At 69.4% G+C, this 19,803-nt stretch carries 14 protein-coding genes and 1 pseudogene; 11 read left to right on the top strand and 4 right to left on the bottom strand.

The window, feature by feature from the left end:
* Window positions 1–12: 12 nt before the first annotated feature.
* Complete coding sequence (locus tag AB4851_RS12260; RefSeq protein WP_414439388.1) at window positions 13–1,764, bottom strand: IlvD/Edd family dehydratase; 1,752 nt, start codon at window positions 1,762–1,764, stop codon at window positions 13–15.
* A gap of 115 nt (window positions 1,765–1,879) precedes the next feature.
* Between AB4851_RS12260 and AB4851_RS12255 the strand changes: the two genes are divergently transcribed.
* Window positions 1,880–2,827 (top strand): LysR substrate-binding domain-containing protein, encoded by a 948-nt coding sequence (locus tag AB4851_RS12255; protein ID WP_414447418.1) that lies wholly within the window; start codon window positions 1,880–1,882, stop codon window positions 2,825–2,827.
* 269 nt (window positions 2,828–3,096) lie between these two features.
* The gene (locus AB4851_RS12250) at window positions 3,097–3,834 is read left to right on the top strand and encodes a class I SAM-dependent methyltransferase (RefSeq protein WP_414447417.1); all 738 of its coding nucleotides are present in this window, start codon (window positions 3,097–3,099) and stop codon (window positions 3,832–3,834) included.
* A gap of 15 nt (window positions 3,835–3,849) precedes the next feature.
* Here the strand turns inward: AB4851_RS12250 and AB4851_RS12245 are convergent, their stop codons facing one another.
* Both AB4851_RS12245 and AB4851_RS12240 read right to left on the bottom strand, forming a co-directional pair.
* Window positions 3,850–8,493 carry a hypothetical protein gene (locus tag AB4851_RS12245; RefSeq protein ID WP_414447416.1) on the bottom strand — a complete coding sequence of 1,548 codons (4,644 nt, stop codon included), beginning with the start codon at window positions 8,491–8,493 and terminating at the stop codon, window positions 3,850–3,852.
* A gap of 232 nt (window positions 8,494–8,725) precedes the next feature.
* Entirely contained in the window at window positions 8,726–9,124 is a 399-nt protein-coding gene (locus AB4851_RS12240) for a lysozyme inhibitor LprI family protein (RefSeq protein ID WP_414447415.1), read from the bottom strand.
* A gap of 549 nt (window positions 9,125–9,673) precedes the next feature.
* Here AB4851_RS12240 and AB4851_RS12235 point away from each other — a divergent pair.
* The 9 genes from AB4851_RS12235 (at window position 9,674) to AB4851_RS12195 (ending at window position 18,650) form a co-directional block, all read left to right on the top strand.
* Window positions 9,674–10,336, top strand: a complete 663-nt coding sequence (locus AB4851_RS12235) for a CDP-alcohol phosphatidyltransferase family protein (RefSeq protein WP_414447414.1) — start codon at window positions 9,674–9,676, stop codon at window positions 10,334–10,336.
* Between the two features lie 7 nt (window positions 10,337–10,343).
* Entirely contained in the window at window positions 10,344–11,153 is an 810-nt protein-coding gene (locus AB4851_RS12230) for a 2OG-Fe(II) oxygenase (RefSeq protein WP_414447413.1), read from the top strand.
* Window positions 11,150–12,148 (top strand): HpnL family protein, encoded by a 999-nt coding sequence (locus AB4851_RS12225; RefSeq protein WP_414439396.1) that lies wholly within the window; start codon window positions 11,150–11,152, stop codon window positions 12,146–12,148. The genes AB4851_RS12230 and AB4851_RS12225 overlap by 4 nt, the downstream gene beginning before the upstream one ends.
* An 84-nt stretch (window positions 12,149–12,232) precedes the next feature.
* Window positions 12,233–13,000, top strand: a complete 768-nt coding sequence (locus AB4851_RS12220) for an NTP transferase domain-containing protein (RefSeq protein WP_414439397.1) — start codon at window positions 12,233–12,235, stop codon at window positions 12,998–13,000.
* Window positions 12,997–14,685: a phosphoenolpyruvate mutase gene (gene aepX / locus AB4851_RS12215; protein WP_414447412.1), complete on the top strand. Its 1,689-nt coding sequence runs from the start codon at window positions 12,997–12,999 to the stop codon at window positions 14,683–14,685. Before AB4851_RS12220 ends, aepX begins: the two co-directional genes overlap by 4 nt.
* Entirely contained in the window at window positions 14,682–15,830 is a 1,149-nt protein-coding gene (gene aepY, locus AB4851_RS12210) for a phosphonopyruvate decarboxylase (RefSeq protein ID WP_414447411.1), read from the top strand. The genes aepX and aepY overlap by 4 nt, the downstream gene beginning before the upstream one ends.
* Window positions 15,830–16,897: a 2-aminoethylphosphonate aminotransferase gene (locus AB4851_RS12205; protein ID WP_414449179.1), complete on the top strand. Its 1,068-nt coding sequence runs from the start codon at window positions 15,830–15,832 to the stop codon at window positions 16,895–16,897. Before aepY ends, AB4851_RS12205 begins: the two co-directional genes overlap by 1 nt.
* Before the next feature lie 214 nt (window positions 16,898–17,111).
* Window positions 17,112–18,179: an FUSC family protein gene (locus tag AB4851_RS12200; protein ID WP_414447410.1), complete on the top strand. Its 1,068-nt coding sequence runs from the start codon at window positions 17,112–17,114 to the stop codon at window positions 18,177–18,179.
* A gap of 24 nt (window positions 18,180–18,203) precedes the next feature.
* A complete protein-coding gene (locus AB4851_RS12195; RefSeq protein WP_414447409.1) occupies window positions 18,204–18,650 on the top strand; it encodes a DUF1801 domain-containing protein in 447 nt (148 codons plus the stop codon).
* Window positions 18,651–18,679: 29 nt separating this feature from the next.
* Here AB4851_RS12195 and AB4851_RS12190 read toward each other — a convergent pair.
* Window positions 18,680–19,222 (bottom strand): annotated as a pseudogene (locus AB4851_RS12190) (glycine zipper 2TM domain-containing protein); the annotation flags it as partial.
* Window positions 19,223–19,803: the final 581 nt, after the last annotated feature.

Raw genomic sequence — 19,803 nt, 5'->3', positions numbered from 1 at the left:
CCCACCGTTACGTCAATGCGAGTGGCGCGGCACCTCGGCCCCGCGCATGCCGACCAGGAAATCGAGGTCGCAGCCTTCGTCGGCCTGCAGCACGTGATCGACATAGAGCCGGGCATAGCCGCCGCGCCCCTGCTGCTCGGCCACGCCCGGCGCGGCGGCCGGATCGACGTCGCTCAGGCGGCGCTGCAATTCCTCGTCGCTGATATCCAGATGCAGCCGTCCCGCCTCGCAGTCGAGTTCGATCCAGTCGCCGTTGCGCACGGCCGCCAGCGGGCCGCCCGCCGCCGCTTCGGGCGCGACGTGCAGCACCACCGTGCCGTAGGCGGTACCGCTCATGCGCGCGTCCGAGATCCGCACCATGTCCTTGACGCCCTGGCGCAGCAGCTTGGGCGGCAGGCCCATGTTGCCGACCTCGGCCATGCCCGGGTAACCGCGCGGGCCGCAATTCTTCATGACGAGGATGGAATCCTTGTCGACCTCGAGCGCTTCGTCGCCGATGGTCGCCTTGTAGTGGTCGAAGTTCTCGAACACCACCGCGCGGCCGCGATGTCGAAGCAGCTCGGGCGACGCCGCCGACGGCTTGAGCACCGCGCCGCGCGGCGCGAGATTGCCGCGCAGGATGCAGATCCCGCCGTCGGCGATCAGCGGCCGGTCGAGCGGGCGGATCACTTCCTCGTCGTAGTTGGGCGCCTCGCGCACGTTGTCCCACAGCGATTTGCCGTTGACCGTCAGCGCGTCCGGGTGCGGCAGCAGCTTCGCCTCGCCGAGCCGGCGCAGCACGGCCGGCAACCCGCCCGCGTAATAGAACTCCTCCATCAGGAAGCGGCCCGACGGCTGCAGGTCCACCACCGTCGGCGTGCCGCGGCCGATCCGCATCCAGTCTTCCAGTTCGAGCGGCACGCCGATGCGGCCCGCGATCGCCTTCAGGTGGATCACCGCGTTGGTCGAGCCGCCGATCGCGGCGTTGGTGCGGATCGCGTTCTCGAACGCGGCGCGCGTGAGGATCTTCGAGAGCTTCAGGTCGTCGAGCGCCATCTGCACGATGCGGCTGCCCGACAGGTGCGCGAGCACGTAGCGGCGCGCGTCCACGGCGGGAATCGCCGCGTTGTGCGGCAGCGCCACGCCGAGCGCCTCGGCCATGCAGGCCATGGTGGACGCGGTGCCCATCGTGTTGCAGGTGCCGGCGGAGCGCGACATGCCCGCCTCGGCCGACAGGAAATGATGCAGATCGATCTCGCCGGCCTTCAGCGCCTCGTGCAGCCGCCAGACGGCCGTGCCCGAGCCGATGTCCTTGCCTTCGAGCTTGCCGTTCAGCATCGGCCCGCCGCTGACCACGATGGCCGGCACATCGCAACTGGCCGCGCCCATCAGCAGCGCCGGGGTGGTCTTGTCGCAGCCGGCCAGCAGCACCACGGCGTCGATCGGGTTGCCGCGGATCGCCTCTTCCACGTCCATGCTGGCCAGGTTGCGGGTGAGCATCGCGCTCGGCCGCAGGTTCGATTCGCCGTTCGAGAACACCGGGAATTCCACCGGGAAGCCGCCCGCCTCGTAGATGCCGCGCTTGACGTGCTCGGCGATCTTGCGGAAGTGCGCGTTGCACGGCGTCAGTTCGGACCACGTATTGCAGATGCCGATGATCGGCCGGCCGTCGAACTCGTGATCGGGGATGCCCTGGTTCTTCATCCAGCTCCGATACATGAAGCCGTTCTTGTCGTTGGTGCCGAACCAGTGGTGGGACCGCAGCTTGGGTTTGGTTGCCGTCATGCTCGTCGTGGGGTAGCGGGATTTGCGAGCAGTCTAGAGAGAAGCTTGATAACCTACTAATGAATTATCGGATGTCTCCGATACCTGTTTTTATATCCTCGTAAACACCGAAACGATGGTCGACGCGAACCCCTGGTACATCCGCACCCGCCTGAAAACACGGCAATTGCTGCTGGTCGTGGCGCTCGCGGAGGAAGGCAACATCCACCGCGCGGCCGCCGTGCTCAACATGACGCAGCCGGGCGCCTCGAAGCTGCTGCGCGAGCTGGAGGACATGCTGGGGACGGTGCTGTTCGATCGCATGCCGCGCGGCGTGCGGCCGACGCTGTACGGCGACGCGCTGATCCGCCATGCGCGCGCCGTGCTCGGCAGCCTCGAACAGGCGCAGGAAGAACTCGACGCGCTGAAGGCCGGCCATCTCGGCCACGTGGCGATCGGCACCATCACCTCGCCCGGCGTGCGGCTGCTGCCGGCTGCCATCGCGACGGTCAAGCAGCGGCATCCGGCGATGCGGATCTCGGTCGAGATCGAGGTCAGCAGCGTGCTGCTGGAGCGTCTCGCGCACGACAAGCTCGATATCGTGGTGGGCCGGCTCTCGGCCGAGCACGACAAGCTGCCGCTGCATTACGCGTCGCTGGCCGACGAACCGGTGCACGCCGTGGTGCGGCACGGCCACCCGCTGCTCGGCCGCGATGCGCTGACGCTGGCCGACGTGCGCGAGCTGACCTGGGTGGTGCCGCCCGCCGGCAGCGTGCTGCGTCATCGCTTCGAGCGGATGTTCCAGCGCGCCAGCCTGGCGCCGCCCGCGCGGATCGTCGAGACGGCCGCGCTGCTGTTCATCACGCGGCTGCTGGAGGAAAGCGACATGATCGCCGTGCTGGCCGCCGACGTGGCCGAGTACTACGCGGCGCACCGGATCGTCGAGATCCTGCCGCTGCCGATGCAGTGCCAGATGGACGACTACGGCCTGATCACGCGCTCGGACCGGCTGCCGACCCCGGCCACGGCAATCGTGATCGAGGCGTTGCGGGCGTCGGGCGGGCTGGGAGCGGAGGGGGGATGAGCCGGGACGGCGGTGGCGGGTAACGGCCGTCATGGCATCGACGGCTGCAACAGCCACGCTCGCCACCGCGACAGAGGCACCAGGAATCGCATAACGGCACGATTGCGGCAACGAGAACCGCTGCACACGCAACCCCGCCCGCCGCACGCTGCGGCACCGCAAGCCCGCCCCGCGTGCCCCCGCCTCACGGACCGCGTAACGCGCTAGGATCGACGCTCCTCATCCCGCCGCCCCGTCCACCGGCCAGCGGCGCAACCCGGAGCGCCCCGATGACCCAGAACATCTACGACGATCCGTCGTTCTTCGCCAACTACGCCAAGCTGAACCGCTCGCAGCACGGCCTCGACGGCGCACCCGAGTGGCCGGCGCTGCGCGCGCTGCTGCCCGAACTGGCCGGCCGGCGCGTGGCCGATCTCGGTTGCGGCTACGGCTGGTTCTGCCGGTGGGCCGCCGAACAAGGCGCGGCCAGCGTGCTCGGGATCGACGTGTCCGAGCGCATGCTGGAACGCGCCACCGCCTCCACGCGCGGCACGAGCGTCGCGTACCGGCGCGGCGATCTCGAACGGCTCGACCTGCCCGCCGAGGCGTTCGACCTCGTCTACAGCTCGTTGGCGTTCCACTATCTGGAGAATCTGGCCGGGCTGTTCGCGGCGATCCATCGCGCGCTCGTTCCGGGCGGCCGGCTGGTGTTCTCGACCGAGCATCCGATCCTGACCGCGCCGCGCCACCAGGGCTTTCGCACCGACGCCGACGGCTGGCGCTTCTGGCCCATCGACGGCTACCAGAACGAAGGCCCGCGCGTCACCCATTGGCTGGCCGAGGGCGTGGTCAAGCAGCACCGCACGCTCGGCACGTTGCTGAACCAGTTGATCGGCGCGGGCTTCACGCTCGATCATCTCGACGAATGGGGGCCGACGCCCGAACAGATCGCCGCCCAACCGGCGCTGGCCGAGGAGCGTGAGCGCCCGATGATGGTGCTGATCGCGGCCACTCGCCAGGCGCGCTGACGCCCCCCGCCGCGCTCACGGCGGCGGAAACTGCGCGGCGGTACGCTGCCCGTCCACATTGGCCACGCGCTGCCAGCGCAACAGGCTGCGCCAGCCCAGCACGCTCGATTCGCGCGCACGCTCACGCACGATCAGCATCAACGGCCGCCATGTCGCGCGCATCGCCAGCACCTCGTCGATCGCGCGCCGCGCGGCCTCCGCGCCGGCCGCATCGCCGCGTTGCTCGGCCAGTTCGGCCAGCGCGCGGTAACCGTCGATCCACACGCCCGCCTCGCCTCGCATCGAATAATTGACGTTGTAGTGGCAGTAATGGCTCGTCTCGCCGAGCCCGCGTATCTCGCGCTCGAAATCGCCGAGCAGGATCGCGGCGCGCTCGCGGTTCGCGGGCGTGTCCTTCTCGCCCGACGCATCCGCGTCGAGCGTCTCGATGCAGCGCATCAGCCAGGCCTCGCGATTGCCGTCGATCTCGGCCAGCATCTCGCGCGGCGTGGCGTAATGGCGGTCGAGGTCGGCGTCCTGCTTGTCGCCGATCGTGAACGGCGAGATTTCGTGCTGCGCCTTGATCCACGCCAGGTCGCGCGTCACGCCGATCTGCATCGGCACCGATTCGCGCTGCACCGCGCCGTGCCGGCCGCCCTCGCCGACCGGCACCGACTGATTGGTCAGCGGTGCGAAATTCAGGTTGGCCGCGACGCCGGCGCGCTGCTGCGCCGTATCGCCCTTGGCGTTGCCGATCCGCACCTGCCCGCCCGTTTCCGAGCGTTTGTCGCGCGTGCGTTCGGCTTCGACGAACAGCGAGGCATCCGCACCGAGCGTCTGCGCCACGCCGTGCGCATCGTTGAAGCGCGCCGACGGCAAGCGGGCCGACAGGCGGCCGGTCAGCGTCTGCGTGCGGGTCACGGCATCGAGCTGCGCCACCACCACCGCCGGATTGCGCGCGAACACCGCTTCGAGCGGATCGCGATAGGCCCGGCCGCGCGCCGGCTCGATCAGATCCCAGCGCACCAGGCTGTCGAGCGCGTTGACCATGTTGGCGCGCATCTCGTCGTCCTTGTGGCGGCTGCGCAGGAAGCGCACCACCGTCGAATGCGTGTCGGTGCGCTGGCTCGCGGCGCGCGCCGTGAACGCCGCCTGCAGCGCTACGCCCGGCGCGACCTGCGGCCCGACCGCCACGCCGGCCGTGGCCTCCTGCGCCGACGTGTGCGCGGTGCCGAACGACATCTCCATGCCGAGAATCGGCATGAACATCTGCACGAACGCCTCGTCGCCCACCGATTTCTCGGCCGTGAAGATCGGCGAGACGATTGGCGAGCTCGCGCCGTAGGGCAGCGTCGGCAGGTTCACGCCGAGCGTGCCGCCACCGCCGATGCGCACGCGGTCGCGCAAGCGGCTGTTGGCGATGAACGGCTGAAAGAACGCGAGGATGTCGGTCTTGTCGGCGAAGCGCTCGGATTTGAGCAGGCGCAGCGCGGCGTCGAGGCCGGCGTCGTCGGCCGTCTCGCCGGGTTCCGCTCGCAGGGATGCCGGCAGTTGCTCGGCCAGATGCGTCTCGATCCGGTCGATCGCCTCATAGGCGCTCAGGCCACTGCCGCAGGCCGTGTGCATCGGCTCGGGCAAGTCGACCGCCTGCGCCTTGCGCAGCCGGTTCGGCTCGCCATTGCGCGCGGCGCGCGCGCCGCGCTCGCGCCGCGCCTGCTCGCCGAGCACTCGCCCGATGCCGGTGCGATCGCCGGCGTCGAGCCGGATCTGCGACGGATGCCGCCCGCGCTGCTGCAACTGCTTCAGGTATTCGACGGTTGCCTGCGCCGCCGCGGTTGCCCGACGCAGCTCGGGCGAGCCGCCGTGGGTGCGGCATGCGGCCAACGTGCCTTCGAGGTGCGCGATGCGCTGCCGCACATGCTGGTCGACCTGAATCCGCGCGGACTGCATGCCCATGCTCTCGCCGACGCGATAAGCCTGGTTCAGCACGCGCCGCCGGAACGGCGTCTTGTTCAGATTGGGCATCGCGCGCCGCCATGCCGACGGTCGCGCCCCGGCCGCCCCGTCCGGCGCCGACGCGCCCGCGCGCACCACCCATTCGGTGATCGCCTTGTTCAGGCGATCGACGTGCTGCGCATACGGCGAGCCGGGCGCGTTGCTCAGGTAGCCGTTGCGCACCGCGTTGTACGCGGCGTGATCGACATCGTCGAACGCCTCGGCCGGATCACCTGCCAGATGACCGCGCGCGACCGTCTTGGCCTGTTGGAGCCATGCGGCGATATCGGGCGAAACGGCCTCGGCGCGCTGTGCCTCGTCGGCGTTCCAGAACACGCGCAACACCTGCGAGCGCGCCGCGTCGGGCGGTGCGGCGCCTTCGCTCGACAGCGCGTGCAGCAGGTCCGTGCCGCGCGGCAGGCTGGCGAGCTTGCGGCATACGGCCAGCGCGGCAAGGTCGAGCGGATCGGACGACGCCGCTGCGCTGGTCGTTGCAGCGCTGGTCGTTGCAGCGCTTGCCGTTGCCGTACTCGCCGCCGCCGCGCCGGCCGTTGCAGCACGTTCCGGCAAACCGGCCGCCAGCGACACCCAGTGCGCGGCCGGCTGTCGCCCGAGGTGCGCGAGCAGCGGCGCGGCGTTCGACGCTTCGACGCCGGTGTCGGCCATCGCGCGCGTCACGATCTCGATCGTCATCGACGGCGGCAACGGCAGCGGCGGCGCGGGCGCCGTCAGCCGTTCCGCCAGCGTGCGCAGCGCCGCCTGCAACCCGGCCGGCGCCTCGGCGCCGTACACGTTGCCCGCATCGATCAGTTGCGCGACCTGGGCCTCGCGCGCCGCCGCAATCGCGGCCTGTTCGCGCTGCGCGCCGGTCGAGCCGGGCGCGGCATCGGGCGACGCCTGCGCTTCGGCGCGCTCGACGCGATCGGCCTGCTCGCCCTGCTCGGCCAGCACCAGCGACGCCTTCAACAGCGACGGCACCGCGCGGTCGGCCGCCTGCCAGCGCGCCTCCACGCGCGAGCGCTCCTGCATCAGCTTGGCGATGTCGGCGTGCCGCTCGGAGAATTCACCAAGCCGCGCCTCGCAGCGCGCCTTCTGCGCCTGCGCCTCGGCCAGCACGCCGCGCGCCGCGCCGATCTGCTCCGAGATCCGCGCCACGACGATGCCCGCTTCGACCGAATCGGCTGAATCGGACGAGCCGTCGGCCAGCGCCGCCTGCTGCTTGCCCAGCGAATCGATGCGCGCCTGCGCCTGGCCGAGGATCAGGTCGATGTCGTTCATCTCGTCGCCGAGCGTGACCAGCGTTTCGGCCTGCCGGGCATGCAGCCGCAGCGCGATGTCGATTTCCTTGCGGCGCGAGCCGACGTCGTCGCGCAACGTGTAGATGCGCGATTTCAGATCGTCGAGCCGGCGCAGCGCGAACGCGTGCGTCTGATCGGCGCGATCCGACAGATGGCCGAGGCTGACCAGCTCGAGCAGCTCGGTGCCGTGGATCGCTTCGTGCAGCGCGTGACCGGCATCGCGCGCGGCGAGTTCGGCGATGCGCAACCGGGTGCGGGCGGCGGCTTGCGCGGCGAGGGCGGGGTTGGGGGTCGGGTGGGTTGTCGGGTTGGACGTCGCTTTGGACGTCGCTTTGGACGCCGCGCTGGACGTCGGGTCGGGCCTCGCGTTGGACGTCGGGTCGGTCGCCAGGTTGGACGTCAAGCGGGCCGTCGGGCCGGACGTCGGGTCGGTCGCCAGGTTGAACGCCAAGCGGGCCGTCGGGTGGACCGTCGGCGTAGCATCGCCGGCACCAGGTGAACGGCCAGTCACCCCATTCGGATTCGGCACGGTATCGGCACCGGATGAACCGCCCACGGCCTCCCCCTGGCCACCGGCCGTTCCCGCATCGGCTGCACGGCTCGCCGCCGCCAGCACGGCAGCGTCGCTGGCCGCCACCGCAGCGCGCGCCGCGCCGACGTCGGCCACCGCCGCGTCGAGCGCCGTGCGCCGCTGCGCGAGCCCTTGCAACAAGCGCCGCGCCTGCTGTTCGTTGTCGAGCCGACCACGCGCGAGCACCGGGTCCTTGCGCGAGCCGGGCGGCGACAGCCGCATGCCGCGCCCGGCCGAGAAACTGGCGATATCCTTCAGCGGCGTTGGCGCGAGCCACGGCACGAGCCGTTTCGCCGCGCGGTTCGCGGCCGATTCGTGCGGCCGTTCGTAGACGGTGATCGACGGCTGGTCAAGGCTGCCGGCCATCGCATCGGCTAGCGCCAGCAGCTTGCGCGCGTCGTCGAGCACCGGATCGCGATCGGCGTCCGGCGTCGTTGCCACCGGCGCGCCGAGCGGCCCGGGCGGCCCCGCCACGCCGGCATGCGTCTGCCCCGGCACGCCCGCGCGCAGCGGCCCATTGACCGTATGGCTGGTGCCGGGCACGCCGGCCGTCACCGCGAACTGCCGTCCCGACAACGCCCCGGCCAACCGCGCCTTCAGCGACGGCCGTTCGGCCTCGGCCGGCTTGCCACGCGCGCGTTGCAACGACGCCAGCGCGTCCGGCCCGAGCCGGTGCACCACCGGCCGCGCCGCGCCGTCACGCGCCGGAGGCGGCGTCAAACCGGCCGCTGCCTCCGAGCCGGCGGCCGTCTCGCCGGCCGACTCGGCCGGCGACGTCCCGAGCGGCGCCCCCGCACGACGAATCGACTGCGTCATGACCGCGCCTCCGGCAGCACACGGCCGACCGAGCGAGGCAATACGGAACACAGGGCGCGGCAACTGAGCGGACACATCGAAACAGCTCCAGATCACAAGGGGTGTGACCGGAACGGTAAACGCTCGCGAAACGCTCGGTTATAACGAAAAATGCATTGAAAATCAGCGACATACGGGCATGCATTTCAATGCGAAGTGATGTCCCGAAATGCGAAGAACGATGGCTCGTGCGTCACTTCGCGCAACTGACATCGCCCTCCTCGCAATGCAGATGCTTGTCGAGCAGCCGGGTCTGCGCCTGCGTGAGTTGGTCGACGCATTGCGCCTGCACCATCGGCGCCACGCTGCCGCCACTCACGCCGCCCACCTCGAACGCGCATTGGGCGTCGCGCCAGGCCACCCAGCGGCGCTGCGCTTCCCTGAGCCTGGTGGCGGACGTCGCGTCGAGCCGGCCGAGCAGATCGCGGTAGGTCCGATTCAGTTGCGCGTCGGATTTCACGCTCTTGCTCGCGGCACAGGTGTTCATGTCGAGTTGCGTGGTGGCGCTGTCCATGCAATCCGGCGCTTTCGCGAACGTTGCGCCACTCGCGGCGAACAGGAAACAGGCCAGCAGGGGCTTGAGCGTCATCATCGGGTTCCGGAAAAAGACGAAGGGAAAAATCGGTTCGCGCACATCGTGGCGGGGCCGGACGGAACGATCAAGCGCGCGGGCCGCGCGGCCTCGGATTTCGGCGCACGGCTTCGTGCAGCCGCCAAGACGGTCGTCGAACAATCTGGCAAGATTCGGTGATTTGTTCGCTTGCCAACAACAATCTCGGCATTTTATACGACGGCCCGCGGCGTTTCAGCCACAGCGTATTTGCCGCGAAAGTACCCATCACGCAACAGATCGTCCCGCCGCCAAAACGGTCGACCCGCTTGCTAAACACGCTGCCGGCCCTGCGCTCCGCACCCGCATGCCCCCGTCATATCCTTCTGCGACAAGCCTTTCCGGCCGATTCGGGCTTCACCCCAGCGCTCTGTTTCGCCACGAAACGAAACGAAATGCCGCAAATCCTGTCGCCCGATTTTGCCGCCCCGGGGGGCCCGTTGATTTTGGTTAAACCCAGGTCAGACATCGGCATGTCAAAATTGAACCTGCGAAAAAGCAAATCGTTACAAATCCGTATATATTCCGCCGATGGACCAAAGAAAATTCATCGCGCCGCCGCCTCCCCGCACGTGGGATGCGCGGCTCGCGCGCCGGCTCGTCACGCCGCTCGTCGACACGCCCGTCACCCCGAATCATCTGACCACGCTGCGCCTGCTGATCGGCCTGGCGGGTGCCGTCTGTCTCGCGCAGGGCGGCTTCGGCTGGATCAATGCCGGCGCGTTCCTGATCGTGCTGTCGAATTTCGTCGATCACACCGACGGCGAACTCGCCCGCATCAGCGGCAAGACCAGCAAGATCGGCCACTTCTACGATCTCGCCAGCGACGCGGTGATCACCATCGCGCTGTTCGTCTGCATGGGCGCGGGCGTGGTGGCGCAAGGCGGCCGCATGTTCGCGCCGCCGGTGCTGCTCGGCACGTTGGCCGGCGCGGCCGTGGCGCTGATCTTCTTCCTGCGCATGCGGATCGAATCGTTCGCGGGCAAGGCCGGCACCAAGCAGGCCTCGATCGGCGGCTTCGAAACCGAAGACGTGCTGTATCTGCTGCCCATCGTCACGCTGCTCGACGGTGTCGAGCGCTTTGTCCTGGCCGCCGCGATCGGCGCGCCCGTGTTCGCGGCCTGGGTCGTGATCGATTACTGGCGCGTGGTGCGCCGCGGCGCCGTGCCGGCGGCCGACAGCCCGAAGGCCTGACCATCCCATGAGTACCCAGACCGAAGCCGGATTCGAACCGCGCGCCAGCGCCCCGACTGCCGGCCACGCCGCCCCAGGCAACGCCGATGGCGCCGTCTCCCGCGCCGCCGCCGCGCTCGATACCGATCACCTGCATCGCGAATTCGACCGCCAGGGCGCGTTCATTCATCTCGAATCGTTCCTGCCCCCCGACGCCTCCGGGCGCCTGGCCGACCTCGCGCGGGCGCTGCTGCCCGACGTCAACCGGAACTACCTGCCCGGCCACAAGCAGGGCGGCAGCGTCAGCCGCCACACGATCGACGAGAAGGCGCCGTTCATCGCCGAGCTGTACCGCTCGCCGGCCCTGATCGCATTCCTCGAAAAGCTGACCGGCGACACGCTGCAGGTGTCGCCCGCCGACGATCCGCACGCCTACGCGCTGTACTACTACACGAAGCCGGGCGACCACATCGGTTGGCACTACGACACGTCCTACTACGACGGCCGCCGCTACACGCTGCTGATCGGCGTGATCGACGAATCGACCTGCCGCCTCGATTACGAACTGCACACGCGCAACCCGGCCGTGGCCGACGAACCGGGCACCACGCAAATCCCCGACGGCGGCATCGTGCTGTTCGACGGCGACAAGCTGCGCCACCGTATCTCGCCGATGGGCGAGAACGAAATGCGCGTGTCGCTGACCTTCGAATACGTGACCGACCCGGGCATGCGCCCCTGGAAGCGCTTCATCTCGAACATGAAGGACGCGATCGCGTACTTCGGCTTCCGTCAGGTCTTCAAGCAGCTCGCCACGCGCCGCCCCGCACAGAAATGACTCGCGCTGGAATCATCCTGCTGTCCATCGGGACGGCATTGTTCATCGCCCTGCTGTCCTGGCAGGGTTTCGGCGCGGTCGTCTCCACGCTGGCCACGGCCGGCTGGGGCCTCGCGCTGGTCGCCGCGTTCCATCTGATCCCGCTCGTGGTCGACGCTCGCGCGATCGCCGTGATGTTCCCGCGCGGCACGCCCGGCGTGTCGACGCGCGAGATGCTGTCGGCGCGCTGGGTGCTCGAATCGGTCAACAGCCTGCTGCCGGCCGGCCAGATCGGCGGCCCGGTGCTGATGGCGCGCTACCTGTCGCAAAAGGGCATCCCGATGCCGCACGCGGCGGCGGCCGTCACGGTCAGCACCACCATGCAGGCGCTCGCGCAGATCCTGTTCGCGCTCGGCGGCATCGCCGTGTTCAGCTTCGGCGCGAACAGCGCCGCGGCCACCCACCTGCGCACGCCGGCCCTGATCGCCACCGCCCTGCTCGGCGCCTGCGCGTTCGGTTTCTATCTGGCGCAGCGGCGCGGCCTGTTCGGCCGGGGCCTGCGGATGGTGTCGAAGGCGCTCGGCCCGCGCGACTGGCCGTCGCTGGCCACCCGCGCCGACGCGATCGATTCCGCCGTCGGCGAGCTGTACGGCAAGCGCGATCGCGTGATCGCCACGTTCTGGTACAGCTTCGGCGGCTGGCTGCTCGGCACCGGCGAGGTGTGGCTCGCGCTGCACTTTCTCGGCCATCCGGTCAGTTGGGTGGATGCGCTGCTGCTCGAAAGCGTCGGCCAGGCGATTCGCGGCGCGGCGTTCATGATTCCCGGTTCGCTCGGCGCGCAGGAAGGCGGCTATCTGCTGCTGGCGCCGCTGGTCGGGCTGCCGCCGGATGCGGCGCTCGCGCTGTCGCTGTCCAAGCGCGCGCGCGAGCTCGCGCTCGGCCTGCCCGGCATTCTGTATCTGCATTTCAGCGAAAGAAACTGGCAGCGGCGCCGTGCGCCGCAGCTCGCGGACTAGGGCCAACCCGCGCCGTGCCTGGCGGGCGAACCCTCGGCCGGACCGCATCCGGCCAAGTAACCATTACATAGCGTGGAGTATTCAATGCGAGCCATCATCCTGGCCGCAGGCCTCGGCCTGCGCCTGCAACTGCCTCCCGAAGCGCAGTATCCGAAGTGCCTGCTGCGCTTCGACGACGTATCGCTGCTCGAGCGCCACCTGCGTCTGCTCGAATCGCTCGGCGTGACCGAAATCGTCCTCGCGCTCGGCTTCCAGCACGAGAAGGTCGAGGCCGAACTGGCCCGCCTCGGTCGCCAAGCCGAAATCGTCCTGAACCCGCGCTTCGATCTCGGCAGCGTGCTGACCGTCCACACCGCGGCCGACGCGCTCACGCGCGGCGGCGACGTGCTGCTGATGGACGCCGACGTGCTGTACGACGACAGCATCATGCAGGCGCTGGTCGCGAACCCCGAGCAATCGGTCGACCGCCTGCTGATCGACCGCGATTTCGAGGCCGGCGACGAGCCGGTCAAGCTGTGCGTGAAGGACGGCGTGCCCGTCGAACTGCGCAAGCAACTCGCCGTCGACCTGCAATACGACACCATCGGCGAATCGGTCGGCTTCTTCCGCTTCAGCGAAGGCACGGCCAAGCGCCTCGCCGAGATCGTCGCCGGCTACATCGATTCGGGCCGGGCCAACCTGCCCCACGAGGAAGCCGTGCGCGACCTGCTGCTCGAAGGCGGCCGCCCGTTCGATGTCGCCGACGTGACCGGCGCACCGTGGATCGAAATCGATTTCCCCAACGACGTCGCCCGCGCGGCTGACGAAGTTCTCCCGCTGATTCAGCGCAATACCGTAGGAGCCGCACGATGAACGCACGCGAACCCAATAACTTCACCGAATCCCGTGCCGCGCGGCTGCGCCGCATGCTGACGAGCAACCAGCTCGAATTCCTGATGGAAGCGCACAACGGCCTGTCCGCGCGAATCGTGCGCGAAGCCGGCTTCAAGGGCATCTGGGGCTCGGGCCTGTCGATCTCGGCCGCGCTCGGCGTGCGCGACAACAACGAAGCGAGCTGGACCCAGGTGGTCGACGTGCTCGAATTCATGGCCGACGCCAGCGACCTGCCGATCCTGCTCGACGGCGACACCGGCTACGGCAACTTCAACAACATGCGCCGCCTCGTGCGCAAGCTCGAACAGCGCGGCATCGCCGGCGTCTGCATCGAAGACAAGCAATTCCCGAAGACCAACAGCTTCATCGACGGCGAACGCCAGCCGCTCGCCGAGATCGACGAATTCGCCGGCAAGATCAAGGCCGGCAAGGATTCCCAAACGGATTCGAATTTCTCGATCGTGGCACGCGTCGAAGCGCTGATCGCGGGTTGGGGCATGGATGAAGCGCTGCGCCGCGCGCACGCCTACGCCGATGCCGGCGCCGACGCCATCCTGATGCACAGCAAGCTGTCGCGTCCGGACGAGATCCTCGAATTCGCGCGCCAGTGGAACAACCGCGCGCCGATCGTGATCGTGCCGACCAAGTACTACAGCACGCCGACCGACGTGTTCCGCCAGGCCGGCATCAGCACCGTGATCTGGGCGAACCATCTGGTCCGCTCGTCCGCCGCCGCGATGCAGGCCACCGCGCGCGACATCTTCGAGAACGAAACGCTCGTCAACGTCGAAGACCGCGTGGTCACCGTCAACGAAATCTTCCGCCTGCAGGACGCCGACGAATATTCGGCGGCCGAGCGCATCTACCTGTCGTCGTCGTCGCGTTCGTCGAACTCGGCCATCGTGCTGGCGGCCAGCCGCGGCAAGGGCCTCGAGGCCGTGACCGAAGACAAGCCGAAGGTCATGCTGCCGATCGCCGGCAAGCCGCTGCTGCGCTGGCTCGTCGACGGCTTCAAGAAGGAAGGCGTCAACGACATCACGGTGGTGGGCGGCTATCGCGCCGACGCGATCGACACGGCCGGCATCAAGCTGGTGGTCAACGAGCGCCATGCCGAAACCGGCGAACTGAGCTCGCTGGCCTGCGCGCTGGGCAAGGTCAAGGGCGACACGATCGTCTCCTACGGCGACCTGCTGTTCCGCAGCTACATCGTGCGCGATCTGGCCGAAAGCGACGCCGAATTCACCGTGGTGGTGGATTCCTCGCTGACCGATTCGACCAACCAGAGCGTGCGCGACTTCGCGCTGTGCTCGTCGGCCGACGACCGCGGCCTGTTCGGCCAGAAGGTCAGGCTGCAACGCGTGGCGAGCGACGCCGGCAACGGCGCGCCGCACGGCCGCTGGGTCGGCCTGCTGAACGTGCGCGGCGCCGGCGTCGAACGCCTGAAGGCCACGCTGGCCACGCTGCAGGCGCGCCCCGATTTCGACCAGCTCGATATCCCGGCGCTGCTGAACGCGCTCGTCGAAGCCGGCGAGAAGATCGCGGTGCAGTACGTGCACGGCCACTGGCGCGGCGTGAACGACCTCGACGAATTCCGTCGCGCCGGCGATTTCGCGCACGGCCAGACGCCGCTCGCGAACGGCGCCCCGGCCGGGGACACCCAATGATCGAGGCAGCCCAGTTCGTCGAGGCCGCGCGCGCGCGCGGTTTCGATTCGTACGCGGGTGTGCCCTGCTCGTATCTGACGCCGTTCATCAATTACGTCCTGCAGGACCCGTCGCTGCACTACGTCTCGGCGGCCAACGAGGGCGACGCCGTCGCGCTCGCGGCCGGCGCGACGCTGGGCGGCCGGCGCAGCATCGCGATGATGCAGAATTCGGGCCTCGGCAACGCGGTCAGCCCGCTGACCTCGCTGACCTGGACCTTCAAGCTGCCGCAACTGCTGATCGTCACGTGGCGCGGCAAGCCCGGCGAGCACGACGAGCCGCAGCACGCGCTGATGGGCCCGATCACGCCGCAGATGCTCGACACCATGGAGATTCCGTGGGAGCTGTTCCCGACCGAGGCCGAGCAGATCGGCCCGGCGCTCGACCGTGCGATCCGTCACATGGACGAAACCGGCCGGCCCTACGCGCTCGTGATGCAGAAAGGCAGCGTGGCCGCCTATCCGCTCAAGGATGCGCCGATGCCCGCGCCGCGCCCGCACGTCGTGCCGGTTGCGACCGCGAGCCGCGCCGCCGAGTTGCCTTCGCGCCATGACGCGCTGTCGGCCGTGATCGCGCGCACGCCGCTCGATTCGACCGTGGTGCTGGCGTCCACCGGCTTCTGCGGGCGCGAGCTGTACGCGCTCGACGATCGCGCCAACCAGCTCTACATGGTCGGCTCGATGGGCTGCGTGACGACGCTCGCGCTCGGCCTCGCGCTGGCGCGCCCGGACCTCACCGTGGTGGCGGTCGACGGCGACGGCGCCGCGCTGATGCGCATGGGCGCGTTCGCCACGCTCGGCGCCTACGGCCCGAAGAACCTGATCCACCTGCTGCTCGACAACGGCGCGCACGAATCGACGGGCGGCCAGTCCACCGTCTCGCCGTGCGTGTCGTTCGCCGCCGTGGCCGCCGCCTGCGGCTATGCGTCGGCGCGCGAGGGCGACCTGAGCGCGATCGACGCGCTGTTCGCCGAGCCGGCCGACGGCGCGCGCTTCGCCTGCGTCAAGATCCGCACCGGCGTGCCCGATGGGCTGCCGCGCCCGACCGTGACGCCGATCGAAGTGAAGGAACGTCTGATGCGCCACATCGGCGCGGGAGCCGAATGATGCTGCTGCTGAACCCCGGCCCGGTCACGCTGACCGAGCGCGTCCGCCAGAGCCTGCTGCAAACCGATCTCTGCCATCGCGAAAGCGAGTTCTTCGACCTGCAGGACGAAGCGCGCACGCGCCTGGTCGCCGCCTACGATCTCGACCCGGCCGAATGGCAGGCCGTGCTGATGACGGGCTCCGGCACCGCCGCCGTCGAAAGCATGATCGCAGCGCTGGTGCCCGAGGACGGCAAGCTGCTCGTGATCGAGAACGGCGTGTACGGCGATCGCATCGCGCAGATCGCCAAGCAATACCGGATCGCCCACACGCTGCTCAAGCACGAATGGATGGAAGCGCCGGACCTCGGCCGCATCGAGGCCGCGCTGGCCGCCGACCGCGCCATCACGCACGTGGCCGTGATCCATCACGAAACCACCACCGGCCGCCTGAACGCGCTCGGCCCGATCGCCGAACTGTGCCGCCAGCATGGCGCGCGCTTGCTGGTCGACGGCGTCAGCAGCTTCGGCGCCGAGGCGATCGATTTCGCCGACGGCGTGACCGACGCGGTGGCCGCCACCGCCAACAAGTGCCTGCACGGCGTGCCCGGCGCGGCGTTCGTGATCGTGCGCAACGCGGCGCTGGCGCGTGCCGCGAGCCGCACCTATTACCTCGATCTCGGCCGGCTCGCCAAGCTGCAGGCGCAGCGCAACACGCCGTTCACGCCGTCGGTGCACGCGTATTACGCGCTCGTCGAGGCGCTGCGCGAGTTCGAGGACGAAGGCGGCTGGCAAGCGCGTCACGCCAGCTACAAGGCGCTTGCCGACCAGGTGCGTGACGGCCTGGCCGCGCGCGGCATGTCGCTGGTGCTGCCGGACGGCGAATCGTCGGTCGTGCTGCGCGCCTACACGCTGCCGGCCGGCGTCGGCTACGCAACGCTGCACGACGGCCTCAAGGCGCGCGGCTTCGTGATCTACGCGGGCCAGGGCGGGTTGTCGGCCTCGCTGTTCCGCGTGTCGACGATGGGCGCGATCGCGCCGGCCGACATGGATCGCCTGCTCGAAGGCTTCAGTGCGCTGACGCGCTGACGCGTTCAAGCGCCGGCTCGCCGAGTCACCGGCATGACGCAAAACGGACGCTTCGGCGTCCGTTTCTTTTTGTCGCGGCGCGTCGCGTTAATACGGGCAGGCGCGGCCGGGCCGATCCATTAGAATCGTCCGGACGTGCGATGCGCGCAGCCGGCAGCCACGGCGCGCCCATCGCGAATTTCCACGCGAGCGCCTTGCCTTCCCGTTGCCCGTCATGACCGCATCCCCGCTCCGCCTGCCCGCCGCCCTGCGCTCGCTGTTCCGCCCGCTGCTCGATCCGTATCGCCGCTACCGGCACGCCAAGCTGATCCACGCCGCACGCGTCGCGCTCAGCGTGCTGGTGTCGATCGCATTGTCCACCGGGCTCAATATCCCGCACGGCGAATGGTCGTCGATCACGGTGCTGATCGTGATCGGCGGGCTCCAGCATCACGGCAATATCCGCAAGAAGGCGGCCGAGCGCGCGCTCGGCACCACCATCGGCGCCGTGGCCGGGCTGGCGCTGATCGTGCTGCAATCCACGCTGCATGTCTCGATCGTCACGTACCTGGTGATGAGCGTGCTGTGCGGGCTCTGCGCCTATTACGCGATCGGCAAGGCCGGCTATGTCGCGCTGCTGTCGGCGATCACGATCCTGATCGTGGCCGGGCACGGCGACAACGAGATCGTCGACGGGCTGTGGCGCGCCGTGAACGTGATCGTCGGGATCGGCATCGCGCTGGCGTTCTCGTTCGCGTTGCCGCTGTACGCCACCTATTCGTGGCGCTACAAGCTGGCCGATTCGCTGCGCGCCTGCGCGGTGGTGCATGCGCGGATCGTCAGCGCGCAAACGGTCAGCGATACGGCTCACCTGAAGGAAATGGCCGCGCTGAACGCGCTGCTGGTGCAGATGCGTTCGCTGATGCCGTGGGTGTCGAAGGAAACCGACATCACGATGGCGCAGCTCGACGCGATCCAGCGCTCGCTGCGGCTCGTGATCAGCTCGCTCGAAATGCTGGCGAGCGTGCAGCCGGCCGATGGCGACGTGGCCGGCCGCCACTACGTGCAAACGGCGCAACGCCCGCTGAACCGCCGCATCCACGGCCTGCTGATCGGGCCGAGCCGCGCGCTGAAATTCGGCACGCTGGCGCGCCTGCAACCGCTGCCGGCCGTCAGTGCTCCGGCCGACGGCGAGGTGCCCGCGCAGTTGTCGGGCTTCGTGTCGATCAACGACAAGATCGCGCGCGAAAGCGACGTGATGCGTCAGCGCCTGCAGGACGTGGCGGCGCAGTGGTACATCTGATAGGGCGCGCGTGAGGAGGCAGGCATGGTGACGAAGGATTCCGCCGTCGGCCGCGACGACGCCGACGCCTCGGCCCTGATCGACGCCCGCATCGCCGAACTCGACGACTGGCGCGGCGCCGCGTTGGCCCGCATGCGCGCGCTGATCCGGCAGGCCGACCCGGACGCGATCGAGGAATGGAAATGGAGAGGCACACCGGTGTGGTCGCACGACGGCATCCTGTGCACCGGCGAATCCTACAAGGCGGTGGTCAAGCTGACGTTCGCCCAGGGCGCGGCGCTGGCCGATCCGGCCGGCTTGTTCAACGCGAGTCTCGACGGCAAGGTGCGGCGCGCGATCGACATCCGCGAAGGCGAAGCGGTGGACGAGGCGGCCTTCGTCGCGTTGATCCGGGAGGCCGTCGCACTCAATCGGGCGAACCGACAGGCCAAGGCCGCGGCCAAACCCAAACGTCCCAAAGCGGCCGGGTAATCCGGCGCGCTCCGCCCCCCCTCAAGCGCTCAATACCGCGACAACCGGTTGCCCGCGTCGATCCGCACGTGGTCGCCGGGTTGCCAATCGCCCGCGCCGGGCACGTCGAAGCCGCGCATCGTGCCGTCCGAAAGTTGCACGTCGATCCGATAGCCGGACGGTGCGTTCATCTGCTGCCCCACCTGATTGCCGACCGCCGCGCCGCCCAGCGCGCCGATCACGGTGGCCGCGCTGCGGCCGTGGCCATGACCGATCTGATTGCCGAGCACGCCGCCGACGAGCGCGCCGACCACCGTGCCCGCCACGCCCGACGGGCTGGTGCCGCCGCCGATCGGACGGATCGCCGCGATGGTGCCGTATTGCACGCCGTAGCCGGGCTGCGCATATGAAGGCTGCCCGTAGCCTGCTTGCGGAGGCTGCGCGCCGTACGGCTGCGTGCCGGGTTGCGGATACGGCGGCTGACCGGACGAATCGTCGGGCTGCCCGTAGCCGGGCGGCGGGCTCGGAGGCGGATAGGCGGACGGCCCCGCGTTGCCGGGTTGGCCTTGATAGCCCTGTTGACCTTGATAGCCCGGCTGGCCTTGATATCCCTGTTGGCCGCCATAGCCGGGCTGGCCGGGTTGCGGGCCGTCGTCGTCCGAATCGTCAGGCGGTGGTGCCGCGTCGGGTGGCGGATAACCGCTCTGCCCGTTCATGTTCGGTGCATTCGGCGCGGGCTGCGCGCCGCCGTAGCCGGGCGCACCGTATTGCGAGTTCGGCTGCGATTGATAGGGCTGGGCCTGCTGCGGTTGCGGCCGATCAGGCTGCGCATTCGGTTGCGCATACAACGGGTTCGTCTGGCCGTACGGCGGCGGCACGTAACCGGGCGCATCGGCGCCACGCTGCGGGTAACCGGGTTGATCGGGTGGCGGCGGCGCGCTGACTGGCGGATACGCGGGCGCGCCGTCGTCGTCCTGATTCGAATCGCCTTGCTGCGCCGGCGCATAGCCGGGCTGCCCGTAGCCGCCCTGCCCGCCGCCGACGTATTGATCGTTGCCGCCGTAAAGCCCGGCCGCGAAGCTCGCGCTCGCGGGCAGCACCAGCGCTGCGGGCAGCAGCCACGCGGCGCGAGCCAGCAACGGCCTCAAGCGCAAACGCAAAGGAAAACGATGCA

It is taken from the genome of Burkholderia sp. 22PA0099, assembly GCF_047497165.1.
Classification (GTDB): Bacteria; Pseudomonadota; Gammaproteobacteria; order Burkholderiales; family Burkholderiaceae; genus Burkholderia.
This window is presented reverse-complemented; position numbering and strand designations above follow the sequence as displayed.

What these genes read in the sequence shown, in the direction of transcription:
- AB4851_RS12260 (WP_414439388.1), bottom strand. Translation starts at nt 1,764, where the DNA reads ATGACGGCAACCAAACCCAAGCTGCGGTCCCACCACTGGTTCGGCACC.
- AB4851_RS12255 (WP_414447418.1), top strand. Translation starts at nt 1,880, where the DNA reads ATGGTCGACGCGAACCCCTGGTACATCCGCACCCGCCTGAAAACACGG.
- AB4851_RS12250 (WP_414447417.1), top strand. Translation starts at nt 3,097, where the DNA reads ATGACCCAGAACATCTACGACGATCCGTCGTTCTTCGCCAACTACGCC.
- AB4851_RS12245 (WP_414447416.1), bottom strand. Translation starts at nt 8,493, where the DNA reads ATGACGCAGTCGATTCGTCGTGCGGGGGCGCCGCTCGGGACGTCGCCG.
- AB4851_RS12240 (WP_414447415.1), bottom strand. Translation starts at nt 9,124, where the DNA reads ATGATGACGCTCAAGCCCCTGCTGGCCTGTTTCCTGTTCGCCGCGAGT.
- AB4851_RS12235 (WP_414447414.1), top strand. Translation starts at nt 9,674, where the DNA reads ATGGACCAAAGAAAATTCATCGCGCCGCCGCCTCCCCGCACGTGGGAT.
- AB4851_RS12230 (WP_414447413.1), top strand. Translation starts at nt 10,344, where the DNA reads ATGAGTACCCAGACCGAAGCCGGATTCGAACCGCGCGCCAGCGCCCCG.
- AB4851_RS12225 (WP_414439396.1), top strand. Translation starts at nt 11,150, where the DNA reads ATGACTCGCGCTGGAATCATCCTGCTGTCCATCGGGACGGCATTGTTC.
- AB4851_RS12220 (WP_414439397.1), top strand. Translation starts at nt 12,233, where the DNA reads ATGCGAGCCATCATCCTGGCCGCAGGCCTCGGCCTGCGCCTGCAACTG.
- aepX (WP_414447412.1), top strand. Translation starts at nt 12,997, where the DNA reads ATGAACGCACGCGAACCCAATAACTTCACCGAATCCCGTGCCGCGCGG.
- aepY (WP_414447411.1), top strand. Translation starts at nt 14,682, where the DNA reads ATGATCGAGGCAGCCCAGTTCGTCGAGGCCGCGCGCGCGCGCGGTTTC.
- AB4851_RS12205 (WP_414449179.1), top strand. Translation starts at nt 15,830, where the DNA reads ATGCTGCTGCTGAACCCCGGCCCGGTCACGCTGACCGAGCGCGTCCGC.
- AB4851_RS12200 (WP_414447410.1), top strand. Translation starts at nt 17,112, where the DNA reads ATGACCGCATCCCCGCTCCGCCTGCCCGCCGCCCTGCGCTCGCTGTTC.
- AB4851_RS12195 (WP_414447409.1), top strand. Translation starts at nt 18,204, where the DNA reads ATGGTGACGAAGGATTCCGCCGTCGGCCGCGACGACGCCGACGCCTCG.